The 16,939-nt window shown below is 66.2% G+C and carries 19 protein-coding genes; 8 read left to right on the forward strand and 11 right to left on the reverse strand.

All coding sequences use genetic code 11. The features are described from left to right. Positions 1-224 precede the first annotated feature (224 nt). Positions 225-1,472 (reverse strand): tyrosine--tRNA ligase, encoded by a 1,248-nt coding sequence (gene tyrS / locus OE747_RS12860; protein WP_263828992.1) that lies wholly within the window; start codon positions 1,470-1,472, stop codon positions 225-227. 62 nt (positions 1,473-1,534) lie between these two features. Between tyrS and OE747_RS12865 the strand changes: the two genes are divergently transcribed. Then, entirely contained in the window at positions 1,535-2,647 is a 1,113-nt protein-coding gene (locus OE747_RS12865; protein ID WP_263828993.1) for an anhydro-N-acetylmuramic acid kinase, read from the forward strand. A gap of 66 nt (positions 2,648-2,713) precedes the next feature. On the opposite strand, the gene OE747_RS12870 is transcribed toward OE747_RS12865, so the two are convergent. Both OE747_RS12870 and OE747_RS12875 read right to left on the reverse strand, forming a co-directional pair. Continuing rightward, entirely contained in the window at positions 2,714-3,604 is an 891-nt protein-coding gene (locus OE747_RS12870) for a fatty acid desaturase (RefSeq protein WP_263828994.1), read from the reverse strand. A gap of 31 nt (positions 3,605-3,635) precedes the next feature. Then, on the reverse strand, positions 3,636-4,067 hold the full coding sequence (locus OE747_RS12875; RefSeq protein ID WP_404818316.1) for a cupin domain-containing protein: 432 nt from the start codon (positions 4,065-4,067) through the stop codon (positions 3,636-3,638). A gap of 53 nt (positions 4,068-4,120) precedes the next feature. Here OE747_RS12875 and OE747_RS12880 point away from each other — a divergent pair, with 53 nt between their 5' ends. Next, positions 4,121-5,539 carry a protein adenylyltransferase SelO gene (locus OE747_RS12880; protein WP_263828995.1) on the forward strand — a complete coding sequence of 473 codons (1,419 nt, stop codon included), beginning with the start codon at positions 4,121-4,123 and terminating at the stop codon, positions 5,537-5,539. A gap of 94 nt (positions 5,540-5,633) precedes the next feature. On the opposite strand, the gene OE747_RS12885 is transcribed toward OE747_RS12880, so the two are convergent. Then, entirely contained in the window at positions 5,634-6,509 is an 876-nt protein-coding gene (locus OE747_RS12885; RefSeq protein ID WP_263828996.1) for a DMT family transporter, read from the reverse strand. Positions 6,510-6,614: 105 nt separating this feature from the next. On the opposite strand from OE747_RS12885, the gene OE747_RS12890 reads away from it, so the two are divergent. Beyond that, the gene (locus OE747_RS12890; RefSeq protein ID WP_263828997.1) at positions 6,615-7,319 is read left to right on the forward strand and encodes an endonuclease/exonuclease/phosphatase family protein; all 705 of its coding nucleotides are present in this window, start codon (positions 6,615-6,617) and stop codon (positions 7,317-7,319) included. A gap of 88 nt (positions 7,320-7,407) precedes the next feature. On the opposite strand, the gene OE747_RS12895 is transcribed toward OE747_RS12890, so the two are convergent. Continuing rightward, on the reverse strand, positions 7,408-8,667 hold the full coding sequence (locus OE747_RS12895; RefSeq protein WP_263828998.1) for a DEAD/DEAH box helicase: 1,260 nt from the start codon (positions 8,665-8,667) through the stop codon (positions 7,408-7,410). A gap of 338 nt (positions 8,668-9,005) precedes the next feature. Between OE747_RS12895 and OE747_RS12900 the strand changes: the two genes are divergently transcribed. Further along, complete coding sequence (locus OE747_RS12900) at positions 9,006-9,419, forward strand: Fur family transcriptional regulator (protein ID WP_263828999.1); 414 nt, start codon at positions 9,006-9,008, stop codon at positions 9,417-9,419. 100 nt (positions 9,420-9,519) lie between these two features. On the opposite strand, the gene OE747_RS12905 is transcribed toward OE747_RS12900, so the two are convergent. Beyond that, positions 9,520-9,846 carry a hypothetical protein gene (locus tag OE747_RS12905; protein ID WP_263829000.1) on the reverse strand — a complete coding sequence of 109 codons (327 nt, stop codon included), beginning with the start codon at positions 9,844-9,846 and terminating at the stop codon, positions 9,520-9,522. A gap of 158 nt (positions 9,847-10,004) precedes the next feature. Between OE747_RS12905 and OE747_RS12910 the strand changes: the two genes are divergently transcribed. The 3 genes from OE747_RS12910 to eno all read left to right on the forward strand — a co-directional run bounded on the left by OE747_RS12910 (position 10,005) and on the right by eno (position 12,884). Beyond that, positions 10,005-10,409, forward strand: a complete 405-nt coding sequence (locus OE747_RS12910) for an ACT domain-containing protein (protein ID WP_263829001.1) — start codon at positions 10,005-10,007, stop codon at positions 10,407-10,409. A gap of 139 nt (positions 10,410-10,548) precedes the next feature. Next, on the forward strand, positions 10,549-11,460 hold the full coding sequence (locus OE747_RS12915) for a DMT family transporter (protein WP_263829002.1): 912 nt from the start codon (positions 10,549-10,551) through the stop codon (positions 11,458-11,460). Positions 11,461-11,606: 146 nt separating this feature from the next. Then, positions 11,607-12,884, forward strand: coding sequence for a phosphopyruvate hydratase (gene eno / locus OE747_RS12920; protein WP_164127652.1), 1,278 nt, complete (start codon positions 11,607-11,609; stop codon positions 12,882-12,884). A 140-nt stretch (positions 12,885-13,024) separates the two neighbouring features. On the opposite strand, the gene OE747_RS12925 is transcribed toward eno, so the two are convergent. Continuing rightward, positions 13,025-13,312: a DUF1330 domain-containing protein gene (locus OE747_RS12925; protein ID WP_263829003.1), complete on the reverse strand. Its 288-nt coding sequence runs from the start codon at positions 13,310-13,312 to the stop codon at positions 13,025-13,027. Between OE747_RS12925 and OE747_RS12930 the strand changes: the two genes are divergently transcribed. Continuing rightward, complete coding sequence (locus OE747_RS12930) at positions 13,312-14,055, forward strand: haloacid dehalogenase type II (RefSeq protein WP_263829004.1); 744 nt, start codon at positions 13,312-13,314, stop codon at positions 14,053-14,055. The genes OE747_RS12925 and OE747_RS12930 overlap by 1 nt on opposite strands. Before the next feature lie 15 nt (positions 14,056-14,070). Here the strand turns inward: OE747_RS12930 and OE747_RS12935 are convergent, their stop codons facing one another. The 4 genes from OE747_RS12935 to mazG all read right to left on the reverse strand — a co-directional run bounded on the left by OE747_RS12935 (position 14,071) and on the right by mazG (position 16,915). Continuing rightward, on the reverse strand, positions 14,071-14,520 hold the full coding sequence (locus tag OE747_RS12935) for a GNAT family N-acetyltransferase (RefSeq protein ID WP_263829005.1): 450 nt from the start codon (positions 14,518-14,520) through the stop codon (positions 14,071-14,073). Further along, a complete protein-coding gene (locus OE747_RS12940; RefSeq protein WP_263829006.1) occupies positions 14,517-15,029 on the reverse strand; it encodes a GrpB family protein in 513 nt (170 codons plus the stop codon). Before OE747_RS12940 ends, OE747_RS12935 begins: the two co-directional genes overlap by 4 nt. Further along, complete coding sequence (locus OE747_RS12945) at positions 15,026-15,967, reverse strand: nucleoside hydrolase (protein ID WP_263829007.1); 942 nt, start codon at positions 15,965-15,967, stop codon at positions 15,026-15,028. The genes OE747_RS12940 and OE747_RS12945 overlap by 4 nt, the downstream gene beginning before the upstream one ends. A 126-nt stretch (positions 15,968-16,093) precedes the next feature. After that, complete coding sequence (gene mazG, locus OE747_RS12950; RefSeq protein WP_263829008.1) at positions 16,094-16,915, reverse strand: nucleoside triphosphate pyrophosphohydrolase; 822 nt, start codon at positions 16,913-16,915, stop codon at positions 16,094-16,096. Positions 16,916-16,939: the final 24 nt, after the last annotated feature.

A 16,939-nucleotide genomic window follows, 5' to 3' on the forward strand; every position in this document is an offset into this window, starting at 1 on the left:
AGACCGGGTTAATGCGTGTATGAGACGGGTATTTGGCCAGGAGATCGCCGCGCCGAGACCGACACGGGCGGCCGCGGCCCTGCTGGCGGCGATCCTGTCTGGCGTGCTGCTGTTGGGGGTTATGGCCCTGTTCTGAGCCCTTTGGGGGCAAGGGGGCGCTGCCCCCTCGGCCCTGGCGGGCCTCACCCCCGGAGTATTTGGGGCGAAATGAAGGGGCGGTTGATCTATGCCAGTTGTACCAGCGCGTGACGTTTCTTGCCCGCGCTGAGCTTGATCGGTTGGGCAAGGTCACCCGCCTCGATCATCATCCCGGCGTCGGTCAGGGGCGCGTCATTCAGGCGCGCGCCATCCTCGGCGATGAGGCGCTTGGCCTCCTTGCCGGATTTGGCGAGACCGGTCTTGACGATCAGCTGCACGATGGAGGCGGGCAGGTCGGCGGCGCCCAGCGTCAGCGTGGGCAGGTCGTCGCCGATGCCGCCCTTTTCGAACACTTCACGGGCGGTGGCCTCGGCTGCCGCCGCCGCCTCGGCCCCGTGGCAAAGCGCGGTGACCTCGTTGGCGAGGATCACCTTGGCGGCGTTGATCTCGGAGCCCGCCAGCGCGCCCAGACGGTCGCATTCGCCCACCGGAAGCTCGGTGTAGAGTTTCAGGAAGCGGCCCACATCGGCATCGGTGGTGTTGCGCCAGAACTGCCAGAATTCATAGGGCGACCGCATGTCGGGGTTCAGCCAGACGGCGCCGTCCTGGCTCTTGCCCATCTTCTTGCCGTCCGAGGTGGTCAGGAGCGGCGAGGTGAGGCCATAGACCTCGTGGTCGATCACCCGGCGGGTCAGGTCGATGCCGTTGACGATATTGCCCCACTGGTCCGAGCCACCCATTTGCAGGATGCAGCCATAGCGGCGGTTCAACTCCATGAAATCATAGGCTTGCAGGATCATGTAGTTGAATTCGAGGAAGCTGAGCGACTGTTCGCGGTCGAGGCGGGATTTCACGGACTCGAACGACAGCATCCGGTTGACGCTGAAATGCCGCCCGATGTCACGCAGGAAATCGAGATAGTTCAGATCGGCCAGCCATTCGTCGTTGTTGAGCATCAGCGCCGCGTTTTCGGCGCCGCTGTCGTAGTCGATATAGGCGGCGAATACCTTGCGGATCCCGGCGATGTTCTCGTCGATCTGCGCGGGCGTCAGCAGCGGGCGTTCATCGGCGCGGAAGGACGGATCACCCACCTTGGTGGTGCCGCCGCCCATCAGGGTGATCGGCTTGTGCCCGGTCTTTTGCAGCCAGCGCAGCATCATGATCTGGATGAGGCTGCCCACATGCAGCGACTTGGCAGTGGCGTCAAAGCCGATATAGCCGGGCTGGCATCCCTTGATCAGTGCCTCGTCGAGGCCCTGGTAATCGGTGCAGTCGGCGAGAAAGCCGCGCTCCATCATCACTGCGATGAAATCCGATTTGGGATGGTAGGTCATGTCTTGCCTCGGGGTTGGATTGCGGGGCACTTATAGGCGGCAGTTGAACAAAGGAAAAGGCCATGAAGAGGGCCATCGGGCGAGAGGGGCCGGTGACGGCGCTGGGGGCGATGTCGGGCACGTCGCTGGACGGGGTCGATGCGGCGGTGGTCGAGACCGACGGTCTGGCGATATTCGGATTCGGGCCGGTGGGGTACCGCGCCTATTCGGCGGAGGAACGCAGCGTGTTGCGCGCCGGGCTGGGGCGTTGGGCCGGGCCAGAGGTCGAGGCGGCGGGCGATCTGGTGACGCGGGCCCATGCGCAGGCGCTGGCCGGGTTCGAGGGTGTCGATCTGGTGGGGTTTCACGGCCAGACCCTGGCGCATGAGCCGCGCGGGCGGGGTACGCTTCAGGTGGGCGATGGCGCGGCTTTGGCGGCGGCCCTAGGGCGGCCGGTGGTCTGGGATTTCCGCAGCGACGATGTGCAATTGGGTGGCGAGGGCGCGCCCTTGGCGCCGTTCTTTCATTTTGCTTGCGCCAAGTGGATCGGCGCGACCGAGCCCTTGTGTTTCCTGAACCTCGGCGGGGTGGGCAACCTGACCTATGTGGATCCGGCTTTTGACCGACCCGAGGTGCCCGGCGCTCTGTTGGCCTTTGACACCGGTCCAGCCAATGCGCCGGTCAACGATCTGATGCAAGCGCGGCTGGGGTTGCCGATGGATGAGGGCGGCGCGGTGGCGCGGGGCGGGACGGTGGAGACCGGTGCGCTGGAGTTGTTTCTGGCCGAGCCCTATTTCGCAAGAATGCCGCCCAAGTCGCTGGATCGGAACGATTTTGCCGAGATGATCGAGTTGGTGTCCGAACTTTCCGACAGCGACGCGGTGGCAACGCTGACGGGTATGTGCGCGGCAGCGGTGGCGCAGGGGATGGAACATTGCCCGCGCCCGCCCGCACGGGTGCTGGTCACGGGCGGCGGGCGGCACAACCCGGTGCTGATGGAGATGCTGCAAGTCTCGCTGGATTGTGCCGTTGAACCGGTCGAAAGCGTTGGTCTGGACGGTGATATGCTGGAGGCGCAGGCCTTTGCCTATCTGGCGGTGCGGGTGGCGCGCGGGCTGCCGACCTCGTGCCCCGGCACGACCGGTGTTGGTGCGCTGGTGGGCGGCGGCATCGTCAGCCTGCCGGACGAGGCATGAAGGGGGCGCTGCCCCCTCGGCCTGGGGCCTCACCCCCGGGATATTTGGGGCAAGAGGAAGGGGCGATCAGTCGGGGAGACTGTCGAGGTAGTGCGCGGTGAAATCGGCATAGCCATTCGAGGTCGATTTCAGATGCGCCCGGGTCCAGCGGTGGAAGGCCGGAAGCCGGTGAAAGGGCACCGATGGAAAGGCGTGGTGTTCGGCGTGATAAGGCATGTTCCAGGTCAGGAAGCGCACCAGCCGGGTGGTGAAGGTGGTCCGCGAGTTTTCCAGCATATCGGCCACCGGCGGGCAGAGCCCGTGTTCGGCCAGCAGGTAGAGGCGGAGGAAGGGCTGTCCGATGACCAGCGGCAGCAGCCAGAGCCACAGGGCTAGCGGCGAGACGGCAAGGCTGGCCAGCACCAGGGCGTAGAGGGCGAGCAGCGCCCGCGCCTCGCGCCGCATGGCGGGGTGTTGGCGTTCCGGCAGGTAGGGGGCATCGAACCGGCCGCGGGCGTTGTCGATCAGGACCCGCGCCATGCTGGTCCAGTAGTACCATCCGGTCAGGTAGATCATGAGCGCGCGGCGGTTGCCCGGGCGCGGCCGGCCTGCCAGTTCGGGATCGCGGGCGGGGTCGTTTGTCCATTTGTGATGCGCCAGGTGGAAATAGCGAAACCAGGTGAAGGGCAGGGCGATCAGGGCGCCCGAGGCATGTCCCGCCGCCGTGTTCACCCAGGGTGTGCGGAACGGCGTCTGGTGGGTGCATTCGTGGCAGAGGGTGAAGAGGAAGACCAGCAGGATACCCTGTGGCAGCATCAGCAGCGGCCAGAGGGGGACTTGCATCAGAATGCCGAGGCTGCACAGGCCCAGCAGCGCCGCGTATATGGCCAGATGTCTCAGCCCGGCCAAGTCCGAGCGCGCAGTCAGGTGGTCGCGGGTTTCGGGCGGCAGGCTGGCGACAAGTGTCTTGTGGTCCATGCGGTCGAGCCTAGCCGGGCGGCGGGGCAGGTCAAGCGCGGGGGATGTCGAAACCGGGGCGCGCCAGTTCGAACCCTTCGAACCGGAAGCCGGGTGAGACGGTGCAACTGACCAACGTGTATTCGCCGCTGCTGCGCGCCGCCTGCCACCAGCCGGGCGGCACGATCTGTTGCGGGGCACCTGCGCTCAGGTCCGGCGTCAGCAGGTGATCGGTGGCAGGGCCGGTATCGGTCGCGCTCATCGACAGGACCAGCGGCGCGCCCGCGTGCCAGAGCCAGATCTCGGTCGCGTCTACCCGGTGCCAATGGCTGCGCTCTCCCGATTTTAGCAGGAAATAGATGCAGGTACCGCTGGCGCGGCCCGGAGTGTCGGCAATCCATGTCTGCCGGTACCAGCCGCCCTCGGGGTGGGGTTCCAGCTCCAGGTGGCGGATGATCTCTTCGGCTGTCATGGGATCGGGCATCGGCTCTCTCGCTTGGGGCTGGTCTTTCGCTCGGGCGAGCATATCTTGGGCGCATGACAATCGCGATCCCCTTCGACAACAGTTACGCCCGGCTGCCGGGCGGGTTTCACTCGGTACAGGCACCGACCCCGGTGCAGGCGCCGCGCCTGGTCGCATTCAACACCGAGTTGGCGACGCTTCTGGGCATCACCCCGGGCGAGATCGGGGAAATGGCGCAGGTCTTTGCCGGGAATGCGCTGCCGGAGGGGGCCGAGCCGCTGGCGCAGCTTTATTCCGGGCACCAGTTCGGCAATTACAACCCGCAACTGGGCGATGGGCGCGCGATTCTTTTGGGTGAGGTGGTGGGCAGCGATGGTATCCGCCGGGATATCCAGCTCAAAGGCGCGGGGCGCACGCCTTATTCGCGTGGCGGTGACGGGCGGGCCTGGCTGGGCCCGGTGCTGAGGGAATATGTGGTGAGCGAGGCGATGGCCGCGCTTGGCATTCCCAGCACCCGCGCGCTGGCGGCGGTCGAGACCGGCGAGGCGGTGCGGCGCGAGAGCACCTTGCCGGGCGCGGTCCTGACCCGGGTGGCGCAAAGCCACCTGCGGGTGGGCACGTTCCAGGTGTTTGCCGCGCGGGGCGAGATCGGGCATCTGAAACGGCTGACCGATTATGCCATCGCCCGTCATTACCCGGATGCCGAGGGGCCTATGGGTCTGCTGACGGCGGTGCGCGATGCCCAGGCGCGGCTGATCGCGCGCTGGATGGGGGTGGGGTTCATTCATGGGGTGATGAATACCGACAACAGTTCGATTTCGGGCGAGACCATCGATTATGGTCCCTGCGCCTTCATGGATACTTATCATCCCGACACGGTATATTCCTCGATCGACCGCTATGGGCGCTATGCCTATTCCAACCAGCCCGATATCGCGGTCTGGAACCTGGCACAGCTGGCCACCGCGCTGATCCAGCAGATGGAGGACAAGCAGGCGGCGGTTGAGGAGGCGACCGGAATCGTGCATGCCATGCCCGATCTGCTGGAGCGCGAATGGCTGCGCGTCTTTGCCGCCAAGATCGGGATTGCCGCGCCTGTCGAGCAGGACAAGGAACTGGTCACTGACCTGCTGGTGCAAATGGCACGGGGACAGGCCGATTTCACCAACACCTTTCGCGCGCTGGGTTCGCCAAAGGCCCGCGATCAGTTCACTGATCCTGGCGCCTTTGACAGTTGGGCCGAGGGCTGGCGGCAGCGTTTGGCGCGCGAGGCCGCGCCCGGGGCGCTGATGCGGGCCAGCAATCCTGCCTTTATCCCGCGCAACCACCGGGTCGAGCAGATGATCGACGCGGCGGTGAATGGCGACTATGTGCCGTTCCATCGGCTCAATTCCGTGCTTGCCCGACCCTACGAGGATCAGCCGGACCATGCCGAGTTCGCGCGCCCGCCCGCGGTGGATGAGGTTGTGCAGGCCACGTTCTGCGGCACCTGACCCTTCATTTCGCGCAAAATACTCCGGGGGAAGGGGGCAAAATTCTGAGAATTTTGGTCCGGGGGGCAGCGCCCCCCCTGCCGCCTTTGCGGCCTCAGCGCCGGTTGATCAGATAGATCCCGGCCGCCACCAGCGCCAGCGCCAGCCACACCTGGCCGCCGACATGCTCGCCCAGGACCAGCCAGCCAAAGATCACCGCCAGCACCGGCGACAGGAAGCTGAACGAGGCGACCCCGTTTGCCCGGTAGGTGGCCAGCAGCCGGAACCAGATCATGAAACCCAGGCCGACCACGCCGATGGCCTGGAACATCAGCCCGGCCCAGTGCAGCGGCTGCGGGTCACGAAACAGGTCGCCAAAGACGGGCGACAGCACCAGCAGGATCGGGGCCGAAACCACCAGCTGGCACATCAGCTGTAGTTCTGCCGAAACCCGCGACAGAGGTGTGACCCGTACCACCAGCGCCAGTCCGGCCCAGCACATGGCGGCAAAGACCGCCAGCGCGTCGCCTTTCAGGCTGACATGGGCCGCGTCGCGCTCCAGCAGCGCCAGCACCACGCCGCCCATCGCCAGCCCCAGCCCCGCGATCCGCAGGCCCGACAACCTCTCGCCTGGCAGCAGGACATGCGCGCCGAGCGCCAGCCAGATCGGCATGGAATAGAACAGGATCGAGGAGCGGGATACCGCCGTCAGGTCGAGCGCGGTAAAGATCGCCATGAACTCGATGGTAAAGAGCAGCCCGGTCACCAGCCCGCCCAGGATCGCGGCGCGGGGAAAGGCCAGCGGTTTACCCAGCACCCGCATCCAGCCCAGCAGAAAGATCAGCGCGATGGCCGAGCGCAGCCCGGCCTGGAACACCGGGCCGAACCCGCCACCGGTCATCTTGATCACAACCTGGTTGAAGGCCAGAAGCGCGGCGATGCCGATCAGGGCGGCGGCTCCGGCCGCGTCGACGGGGCGTTTTTCTTCCATGCGCCCAAAGGAGGCGCAGTTCCTGCACATGTCAAGCATATCCCGCCCCTTGCGTTGCGATGTCGTCTCCCGCATGACAGGGTAAAGAGATCACCGGCCGATCCGATGCACCGATCCCAGAGCCTGCGGCTTGCCAGCTACAATATCCAGAAATGCGTGGGTCTCGACCTGCGCCGCCAGCCGCGCCGCATCTTGCAGGTGCTGGGCGCGCTGGGGGCGGATGTTGTCGTGTTGCAGGAGGCCGACAAGCGGCTGCCGCCGCGCCCCGCCGCGCTGCCGCATTTCGTGCTGGACGAGGCGGGGTGGCAGATTGCCGATCTTGGCGGCGCAGGGTCGCTGGGCTGGCATGGCAACGCGGTGATCTGGCGGGGGGAGCACATTGCCCTGCGTGCCACCGCCCATCATGATCTGCCGGGACTGGAGCCGCGCGGCGCGGTGCGGGTCGAGTTCGATACGCCCATCGGCCCCTTGCGGGTGATCGGCATGCACCTGGGGCTGTTGGGCGCGTCACGGCGCGACCAGGTGGTACACCTGGCGCGCGACATGGAGCGGCTGGAGGACATGCCCACGGTCTGGGCCGGGGATTTCAACGAATGGTCGCGCCAGCCGGTGCTTGATCACCTGGCGCCGATGATGCAGTTCCTGCCGCCGCGCGCCAGCTTTCCGTCACCGCAACCCCTGGGCGCGCTCGACCGGATCGCGCATAGCGCCGGACTGGCGGTCACGGCGCATGGCGTGCATGCCGAGCGCCCGGCGCATATCGCCTCGGACCACCTGCCGGTCTGGGCCGATCTGGTCAGATCGACCTGATCCCATCCTCTTGCCGAAAATATCCCGGGGGGGGTCCGGGGGGGCTGCGCCCCCCCGGCCTGTCGCCGCCGTCAGGCGGCGAAATAAATCAGGCCGCCTTGCGCGGCCCGCCCCGGCCACGACCGCCCCTGCGGCTGCGGCGCGCGTCGCCGGGCTTGCCGCCGCCACCGCGCTGCGGGCCTTTCTTGGTGGCCGGTTTTGCGGGGTCTTCCATCGGTTGCCAGGGGCGTCCCGAGGCGACGGGGATCGCGGCCTTCATCACTTTCTGGATGGCGGCCAGTTCTTCCATCTCGTCCGGTGCGCAGAAGGCGATGGCGGCACCGTCCTTGCCCGCCCGCGCGGTGCGACCGATCCGGTGCACATAGGCATCGGGCACATTGGGCAGCTCATAGTTGTAGACATGCTTCACGTCGGGGATATCCAGCCCGCGCGCGGCCACGTCGGTGGCCACGAGAACCTTGACCTCGGCCTCCTTGAAGGCCGCGATGGCGCGGTCGCGCTGGCCCTGGCTCTTGTTGCCATGCACGGCGGCGGTGGCGAAACCGGCTTTCTCCAGCGTCTTGGACAGTTTCTCGCAGCCCCATTTGGTGCGGCCGAACACGATGGCGCGCTCGTCGCGATGGGTGTCCAGAAGCTCGATCAACAGATCGGTCTTGGCCGCCTTGGCGATGAAATGCACCACTTGCGTCACCTTGTCGGCGGCCTTGCCCGGGGGCGAGACCTCGATCCGGCGCGGGCTTTTCAGATAGCTCTGGGCGATCTCGTTCATCAGCTTGGGCATGGTGGCCGAGAACAGCATGGTCTGGCGTTCCTTCGGCAGCACCGCCGCGATCTTGCGGAGCGCATGGATGAAGCCCAGATCCAGCATCTGGTCGGCCTCGTCCAGCACCAGGAAGGCGCAGCTGCCCAGATCGACCGCGTCACGGTCCATCAGGTCCATCAGTCGGCCCGGGGTGGCGACCAGAATGTCGACGCCGCGTTCCAGCCGCTTGATCTGAGGGTTGATGGACACGCCACCCACCACGATCGCCACCTTGAGCGGGGTATCCTCGGTCAGCGCCTTCAGTGTCTCGGCGATCTGTTGCGCCAGTTCGCGGGTGGGGGCCAGAACCAGTCCGCGCACGGTGCCGCGCGCCGGTTTGCGGCCGACCTGACCCAAGAGGGTGATCAGCGGCACGCCAAAGGCGGCGGTCTTGCCGGTGCCGGTCTGCGCCAAGCCCATCACGTCATGGCCGTTCAGCGCCTCGGGGATGGCGCGGGCCTGAATCGGGGTCGGTTCGGTGATGCCCATCTTTTCCAGGCGGTTCACCAGGGCCTTGTCGAGACCCATCATGTCAAAATCGCTCACAATAATCCTTTCGCACCGCACCCCTAATGGCACGGCGTCACGAGCGGGTCCGCGGAGCCTCGGATCCGGCAGCCTCATGCCCCGGACCGGTCCAGCGGTTTGCCCCATGCGTGAATGTGGGAACGGTTGCGCCTGTCCTGTCGAGGCCCTTGCTTGCTCGGGCCGGCGGGTTGCCCCCGCACGTCTTTTTCATCTGCTCACGCGGCAGAGGACATTGGCGTTGGCGCTCATGTGGCGGCTTGGAGGGGAAAAGTCAACTGCCCGGTGGCAATCGCGGCTGGCCCTGTGGCGCAACAGCATGTAAACCCGATTCCCGAATACCGTGACAGGATACGCCCATGTCCAAACCGATCATCTCCCGTTGCGAGGCCAAGGGCCTGCGCATGACCGGCCAGCGCCGGACCATCGCGCAGGTGCTGGAGGAGAGCGAGGACCATCCGGATGTGGAGGAACTCTATGCCCGCGCCTCCAGGATGGATGCGGGCATCTCGATCGCGACGGTCTATCGCACGGTCAAACTGTTCGAGGAGGCGGGCATTCTCGACCGGCTGGAATTCGGCGACGGGCGGGCGCGCTACGAGGATGCCGAGCGCGACCATCACGACCACCTGATCGACCTGAACTCGGGCGAGGTGATCGAGTTCTGCGATCCCGAGATCGAGGCCCTGCAGGAACGCATCGCGGCCAAGCTGGGATACCGGCTCAAGGGGCACAAGCTGGAGCTCTACGGCGTGCCGCTGCGCAAGGGATAAGGGGCAGGGGGCGCTGCCCCCGTCGCCCGTGCCGGGCGACTCCCCCGGAGTATTTCGAACCAGAAAGAAGCAGCGGCCGGTCCCGGCGGGGGCGTCTGGCTCAGTTCTCGCGTTTTGCCTTGACCTGCCGCATGGCGCCGCCGGTGCCGGTGACCCGCAGGCTGTCGCCATTGTCCAGCAATTCCACATCGGCCTTGCTGAGCTTGCCTTTCCAGCCATGCTTGCTGCGTTCCAGCGCGGTGGTTTCCGGCGCGTTGCTGAGCCGGTCCCAGACCAGTTCGGTGCAATCGCCGTTGACGGCGAAGTCGCCATAGATGCCATGTTCGCTGAAGCTGTACTGGCCATCCGCCCAGGCGCAGGCGTCGGCGGCAAGTACGGGTGTGGAAAGACCAAGGCAGAGGGCGGAAAGCGTAAACAGACGTGTCATGGGGATACACCGTTGGTTGAGAATGAAGCGGTCCATTTTACAGTGTAGTGCAGGGGCGCTTGATCTCAAACCATTCCTGCACAGGTACCTTGCGGCTCGACAACTTTCGATCCTGGCGATCCCGGCCTAGTATTGCTGGTGCCAAGGGAGAACATGAAATGAGCGGAGAAACCGACCTCGACATCCTGTTGCAGAGCCTGTCGGCCCGGCTGGCGGAGGGGGTCTATGTTTTTGTCACGCTGGAGGACGGTGCGGTGCCTGCCGGGCTGCACCCCCGGATGATGTTTCGCGAGACCGAGGGCACAACGCTGATCCTTCTCAAGTCCGAGGCCGAGGCGCAGGGGCTGGCGTTTGAATTTCCCTGCCGGATGATCACGCTGGAGGTGCATTCCTCGCTGGCGGCGGTGGGGTTCATCGCGCGGATCGCCAGTGCGCTTGCACGTCATGGCATGGGGGTGAACCCGGTGTCGGGGTTCTATCACGATCACCTGTTCGTGCCCGAGGAACGCGCGGCGGACGCGATGCGCATCCTCTCGGACATCGCGCGCGGCGCGGGGGATTAGCGGCACGGCATCACGGGACGCGATGGGGCGGTTCACGTCTTTTCATCGACGCTGAGGGATTTGCCCTTGCGGCAGCGGCGCGCTTGCGCTTTGGCTGCCGGACAACCCGGCCCTCGGGGCCCTGTCGAGGCGTGCGCCCATGAACAATGTCAACGGTATCCTTCTGGTCGTCGCAGCGATGGCGGCGTTTTCGATCGAGGACATGTTCATCAAGCAACTGTCCGCCACGGTGCCCATCGGTCAGATCCTGCTGGTGCTGGGCGTGTTCTGCGGCGCCACCTTCCTGATCATGGCGGTGGCGACGCGGAAAAGGGTGTTCAGCCGGGCGGCCTGGTCGCCGCTGTTGCTGATCCGCGCCGCGACCGAGGCGGTGAGCGCGCTGACCTTTGCCACCGCGCTGTCGCTTGTCGATCTTTCCACCGTGGCGGCGGTGTTCCAGGCGATGCCGCTGGTGGTGACGATGGGGGCGGCGCTGTTCCTGGGCGAGCAGGTGGGCTGGCGCCGGTGGAGCGCCATCACCGTTGGTTTCATTGGCGTTCTGATGATCATCCGCCCCGGCATGGCCGGGTTCCAGCCCGCGCAGCTGCTTGTATTGGCCTCGGTCGTCAGCGTGGCGGCGCGCGACCTGATCACCCGGCGGATCGACGCGCATGTGGCCTCGGCCGTGGTGTCGTTCCAGGCCTATCTGGCGCTGATCCTTGGGGGCGCGGGAATACTGGTGCTGTCGGGGACCGCGCCGGTGCCGGTGGCGCCCGGGCACTGGCTTCCCTATGCCGGTGCGATCCTGTTCGGGGTTCTGGGCTATTATGGCATCGTCACCGCGATGCGGGTCGGCGAGGCCTCGGTGGTGACGCCGTTCCGGTATTCGCGGTTGCTGTTCTCGATCCTTGCCGGGATGCTGGTGTTCGGCGAGCGGCCCGACCTGCTGACACTTGCGGGGTCCGCGCTGATCATCGGGTCGGGGCTCTATACGTTCCTGCGCGAGCGGCGTCTGGCGCGCGAGATGGCCCGGGCCCGCATTCCGGCGCGGCACGGTGCCGCTGTGGCGTGAACCAGCGCGGCCTGTTGGCGCAAACAGTGAAATGTTAGCCCTAACCAGCGGTTTTTCTGCGTGTTAGCGGTAACGAACGTGGTTTACTTTCACAATGCGGCTGCTAAGAGGGCGGCAATCCAATTGCAGAGTCGGGGACCGATTTCATGAGCACCATCATCGACATTCACGCGCGCGAGATCCTGGACAGCCGGGGCAACCCGACCGTCGAGGTGGACGTGATCCTGGAAGACGGCACCATGGGACGCGCGGCCGTGCCCTCGGGCGCGTCGACCGGCGCCTATGAGGCGGTGGAGCGCCGCGATGGCGACAAGAGCCGCTACATGGGCAAGGGCGTGCTGGAGGCGGTGGCCGCCGTCAATGGCGAAATCGCCGAGGAGCTGGTGGGCTTTGACGCGACCGAGCAGGTCGCCATCGACGCCGCGATGATCGAACTGGACGGGACCGAGAACAAGAGCCGTCTGGGCGCCAATGCGATCCTGGGCGTGTCGCTGGCAGTTGCCAAGGCGGCCGCCGATTTCACCACCCAGCCGCTGTTCCGCTATGTCGGTGGCACCTCGGCCCGGGTTCTGCCGGTGCCGATGATGAACATCATCAATGGCGGCGAACACGCCGACAACCCGATCGACATCCAGGAATTCATGATCATGCCGGTGGCGGCGGAGAATATCCGTGACGCGGTGCGCATGGGTGCCGAGGTGTTCCACACGCTGAAGAAGGAACTGTCGGCGGCGGGTCTGGCGACCGGTGTGGGCGACGAGGGCGGGTTTGCCCCGAACCTGTCGAGCACCCGCGACGCGCTGGATTTCATCCTGAAGGCCATCGAAAAGGCGGGCTACAAGCCCGGCGACGAGATCCACCTGGCGCTGGATTGCGCGGCCACCGAGTATTTCAAGGGCGGCAAGTATGTGCTGGCCGGAGAAGGGAAGACCCTGTCGAGCGAAGAGAACGTGGATTATCTGGCGGCATTGGTGGCCGACTATCCGATCATCTCGATCGAGGATGGCATGGCCGAGGATGACTGGGCCGGCTGGAAGGCGCTGACCGACCGTCTGGGCGGCAAGGTGCAGCTGGTGGGCGACGACCTGTTCGTGACCAACCCGGCGCGCCTGGCCGAGGGGATTGCCAAGGGCTGCGCCAACTCGATGCTGGTGAAGGTGAACCAGATCGGCTCGCTCACCGAGACGCTGAAGGCGGTCGATATGGCGCATCGCGCGCGCTACACCAACGTGATGAGCCACCGCTCGGGCGAGACCGAGGACGCCACCATCGCCGATCTGGCTGTGGCGACCAATTGCGGTCAGATCAAGACCGGCTCGCTGGCGCGCTCGGACCGGCTGGCCAAGTACAACCAGCTGATCCGCATCGAGGAAGCGCTGGGAGAAGTGGCGGAATACGCGGGACGCTCGATCCTGCGCGGCTGATCGGGCGCGGGCAGAAAATCCGAGATTTTCTGGGGACATTTTTTCACGAAAAAATGCGGGGGCGCTGCCCCCGCCGCCCTTTGGGCGGCTCCCCCGGAGTATTTCTGACCAGAAAGAAGACTGTGTTCTGGGCGGGCGGGTTACACGCCTTCGACGATGATCAGGTCGGTCTCTGCCGCAGCCTCGCGCACCCGGCGCGCGGTGGTGTAGGCATCCGAGTCGTAGAAGGCGCGGGCCTGGTCAAGGCTGTCGAACTCGACCATGACACAGGTTCCGGTCGCGGCGCCTTCGCGGTGGTCGATATTCGGGTTGCGCACCAGAACGCGGCCGCCGAATTCCTTGATCGCGGGTCCCGACATGGATTTGAACTGTTCGAATTTCGCGGTGTCGTGCACCCGGATATGGGCAATCAGATAAGCTTTCGGCATTGAAATCCTCCCCTGTCTATGGCCCGATGATAGCAGGAAACGGGGGGCGTGGCATGGTCGAGGCGCTGATTTTCGATGTGTTCGGGACATGTGTGGACTGGCGGTCCTCGGTGGCGCGCGAGGTGGCGACGGTCTTGCCTGAGGTCGATGCCGAGGCCTTTGCCAGAGCCTGGCGGGCCGAATACGACCCGGCGATGGCGCGTATCCGCGAGGGTGCGCGGGGCTACGTGCCGCTGGAAGATCTTCACTTGGAGAACCTGGACAGCGTGGCGCGGGTGTTTGGTGTCCGGGTGCCGGACCGGGACGCGCTGAATGCCGCCTGGGAACGGCTGGATCCCTGGCCGGATGTGATCCGGGGTTTGAAGGCATTGAAGCGGCTTGCGATCATCGCGCCCTGTTCCAACGGATCGATCGCGCTGATGACCCGGCTGGCGCGCTATGGCGGCTTGCCGTGGGATTGCATCCTGGGCGCCGATATCGCGCGGGACTACAAGCCGCGGCCAGAGGTCTATCTGGCCAGTTGCGCGGCGCTCAGGCTGGCGCCGGATCGGGTGATGATGGTGGCCGCCCATAACGACGACCTGTTCGCGGCTCGGGCGGTCGGGCTGAAGACGGCGTTTGTGCCGCGCCCGACGGAACATGGGCCGGGCCAAAGCCGCGACCTGTGCGCCGAGAGCGACTGGGACATTGTCGCGGCGGATTTCAAGGACCTGTCGCGGCGGGTCGCGGCGCTGCAAGGTTAGGGGGATCCTGACGGATCAAAGCAGCCGGGTCATCTGCACATGGGTTTCGCGCGGCTCGAACCGGGCGCGGCCATAGAGCCGCAGGGCGGTTTCGTTACCGCGCTCGACCTGCACGCGCAGCGCCTTGAGCCCGGCCCCGGCCAATGCCTTGGGCAGGGCGTCGAGCACATCCGAGGCGATGCCGCGGCGGCGGATGGCGGGGCGGAGCCAGATCTCGTCCACCGATCCGACCATGCCGCCGCATTCGACCGACCAGCCGAAGGTGATGATGACATAGCCCAGCGGCGCGCGCGCAGGGCCGATCAGGTAGGCGCAGCCATGCTGGATGCCCTCGAGCAGAGGCAGGATCGCGGCCCGGCGGGCCGCCTCGGTTGTCTCGATCCCGGTTTCGGCATGGAACCCGGCCACCATGGCGGCGATCCGGTCCAGATCTTCGGGACGGGCAAGGTGCAATGCGGTGGTCATGTGCGTTTCTCCAGCGCCCGGGTTTCGGTCTTGTCGATCCAATGCGCCTTGCAGCGGTCATAGCTGTCGCCACCGTCGGGATGCCGGGCGGCGCAGCGGGCGCGCACGGCCGTATAGGCAGCGCGCAGCGGGGCGTTGCGGGTCAGCGCATCGCGAAAGGCAAGCGCGCGGGCGATGGCCGGGGCAGCCTGGGGCAGGCAGCGGGCCATGATGAGCATCGCGCCGGTCTCGGGATCATCCAGGCGCAGGCGGCGGCCCTCGGACGGGCCGCGATCCCGCAACCGTTCATAACCGAGGTCGTGCAGCGTCGGGCCGGCGGCGTCGCAGGTTTCGGGATCGGCGAAGACCGCCAGCAGGTCCAGCACCGGTCGGGCTGGCAGGCCCGGCACGGCGGTGGAGCCGATATGGTGGATGGTGACAAGACCGCTCAGGCCCGCGCCGCGCCAGCGGGCCGCCTCGGCCTGGGCCTGGGCGGGCCAGTGGGGATCGGGCGCGGCGAGCAGGCTCACAGCCGGGCCAGACGCTCTGTCAGCAGGTCGAAGAAGCCCTGGGCATCGATGACGCCGATGAAGAGCGCATTGGGCGCGCGGTCGGTGACCCGCCACCAGTCGGCGACGGTCATGCCGAGGGTCAGGTCCGAGGTGGTTTCGACCGTGACATTGATATGGCGGCCCGAGAAGAGATCGGGGCGCAGAATATAGGCGGTGACGCAGGGGTCGTGCAGGGGGGCGCCTTCGGAGCCGTATTTCTCCTTGTCGAAGCGTTCGAAGAAATCGGTCATCTGGGCGACCGCGATGCCGACGGGGGTGTCGAGCGCACGAAAGGCATCGTTGCGCGCCTTGGTGACCAGCGCCTTGTGGGTGACATCAAGCGGCATCACCACTATGGGTGCACCGGATTTGAGCACGATATCAGCGGCTTCTGGGTCGACATAGATGTTGAATTCGGCCGCGGGGGTGATGTTGCCCACCTCGAAATAGGCGCCGCCCATCAGCACGATTTCCTGCACGCGGGTGACGATGTCTGGGGCACGGGTGAAGGCGGTGGCGATATTGGTGAGCGGGCCCAGCGGGCAGAGCGTCACTGTGCCCGGCGCATGGGCGCGCAGGGTGTCGATGATGAAGTCGACGGCATGGGTGTCCTGGAGCGGCATCACCGGGTCGGGCAGGTCGGGGCCGTCGAGCCCGGTCTTGCCATGCACATGTTCGGCGGTGACCAGCTTGCGCGCGATGGGTGCGTCGCAACCGGCGTAGACCGGCACGTCGGGCCGCCCGGCCAGTTCGCAGATGATGCGGGCATTTTTTGCGGTCAGCGGCAGCGGCACGTTGCCCGCCACGGCGGTGATGCCCAGTACCTCGATCTCGTCGGGGCTGGCCAGTGCCAGCAGGATGGCGACCGCGTCGTCCTGGCCGGGATCGGTGTCAATGATGATGTTGCGGGGGGGCATGGGCGTCTCCGGTCATGTCGGGGTCAGTGGTGACAGGTGCGCAGGCGTCTGTCCAGAGGCAGGCAGGGGGGCGCTGCCCCCGCGCCTGGCGGCGCTCCCCCGGAGTATTTGCGGCGGAATGAAGGGTCAGGGGCGCGTTTTCTCCTGTGCCTTGACCTGGTTCCAGAGCGCGTCCATCTCTTCCAGCGTGCTGTCTTCGGGGGTCTTGCCCTTTGCGGCCAGATGCGCCTCGATCTGCGCGAAGCGGCGGGTGAACTTGGCATTGGTGCGGCGCAGGGCGGCTTCGGGCTCGACGCCGAGGTGGCGGCCGAGATTGACGAGGACAAAGAGCAGGTCGCCGAACTCGTCCTCGATCGCATCCGCATCGAGACTGTCGCGCGCCTCGACCAGTTCGCGGGTTTCTTCGGCGATCTTGTCGAGCACCGGGCCCACATCGCCCCAGTCGAAGCCCACGCGGGCGGCGCGTTTTTGCAGCTTGAAGGCGCGCAGGAGGGCGGGCAGGCCGAGGGCGACCCCGTCAAGCGCGCCTTGCTGCGCCTTTTCCGCCCGCTCGGCGGCCTTGATCGCCTCCCAATCGCGGGTCTGCTGCTCGGCGGACTTGTCGCGGGTCTCGTCTCCGAACACATGCGGGTGGCGGTCGACCATCTTGTCGGACATGGTGCGCACTACGTCCTGAAAGGTGAAATGACCCGCCTCGGTCGCCATCTGGGCGTGAAACACCGACTGAAACAGCAGATCGCCCAATTCGCCCTTGAGTTCGTCCCAAGCGCCGCGCTCGATCGCGTCGGCGACTTCATAGGCCTCTTCGATCGTGTAGGGGGCGATGGTGGCGAAGTCCTGTTCAATGTCCCAGGGGCAGCCGGTTTCCGGATCGCGCAGGCGGCGCATGATCTCCAGCAGGCGCTCGATTCCGGCTGTCTGGTCGTGGATCAGCGTGTCATCGGGCATTGCGGCGGTCCTCGTTCCTGTGTC

The sequence above is a fragment of the Ruegeria aquimaris genome (genome assembly GCF_025751555.1).
In the GTDB taxonomy this organism is placed as follows: domain Bacteria; phylum Pseudomonadota; class Alphaproteobacteria; order Rhodobacterales; family Rhodobacteraceae; genus Ruegeria_B; species Ruegeria_B aquimaris.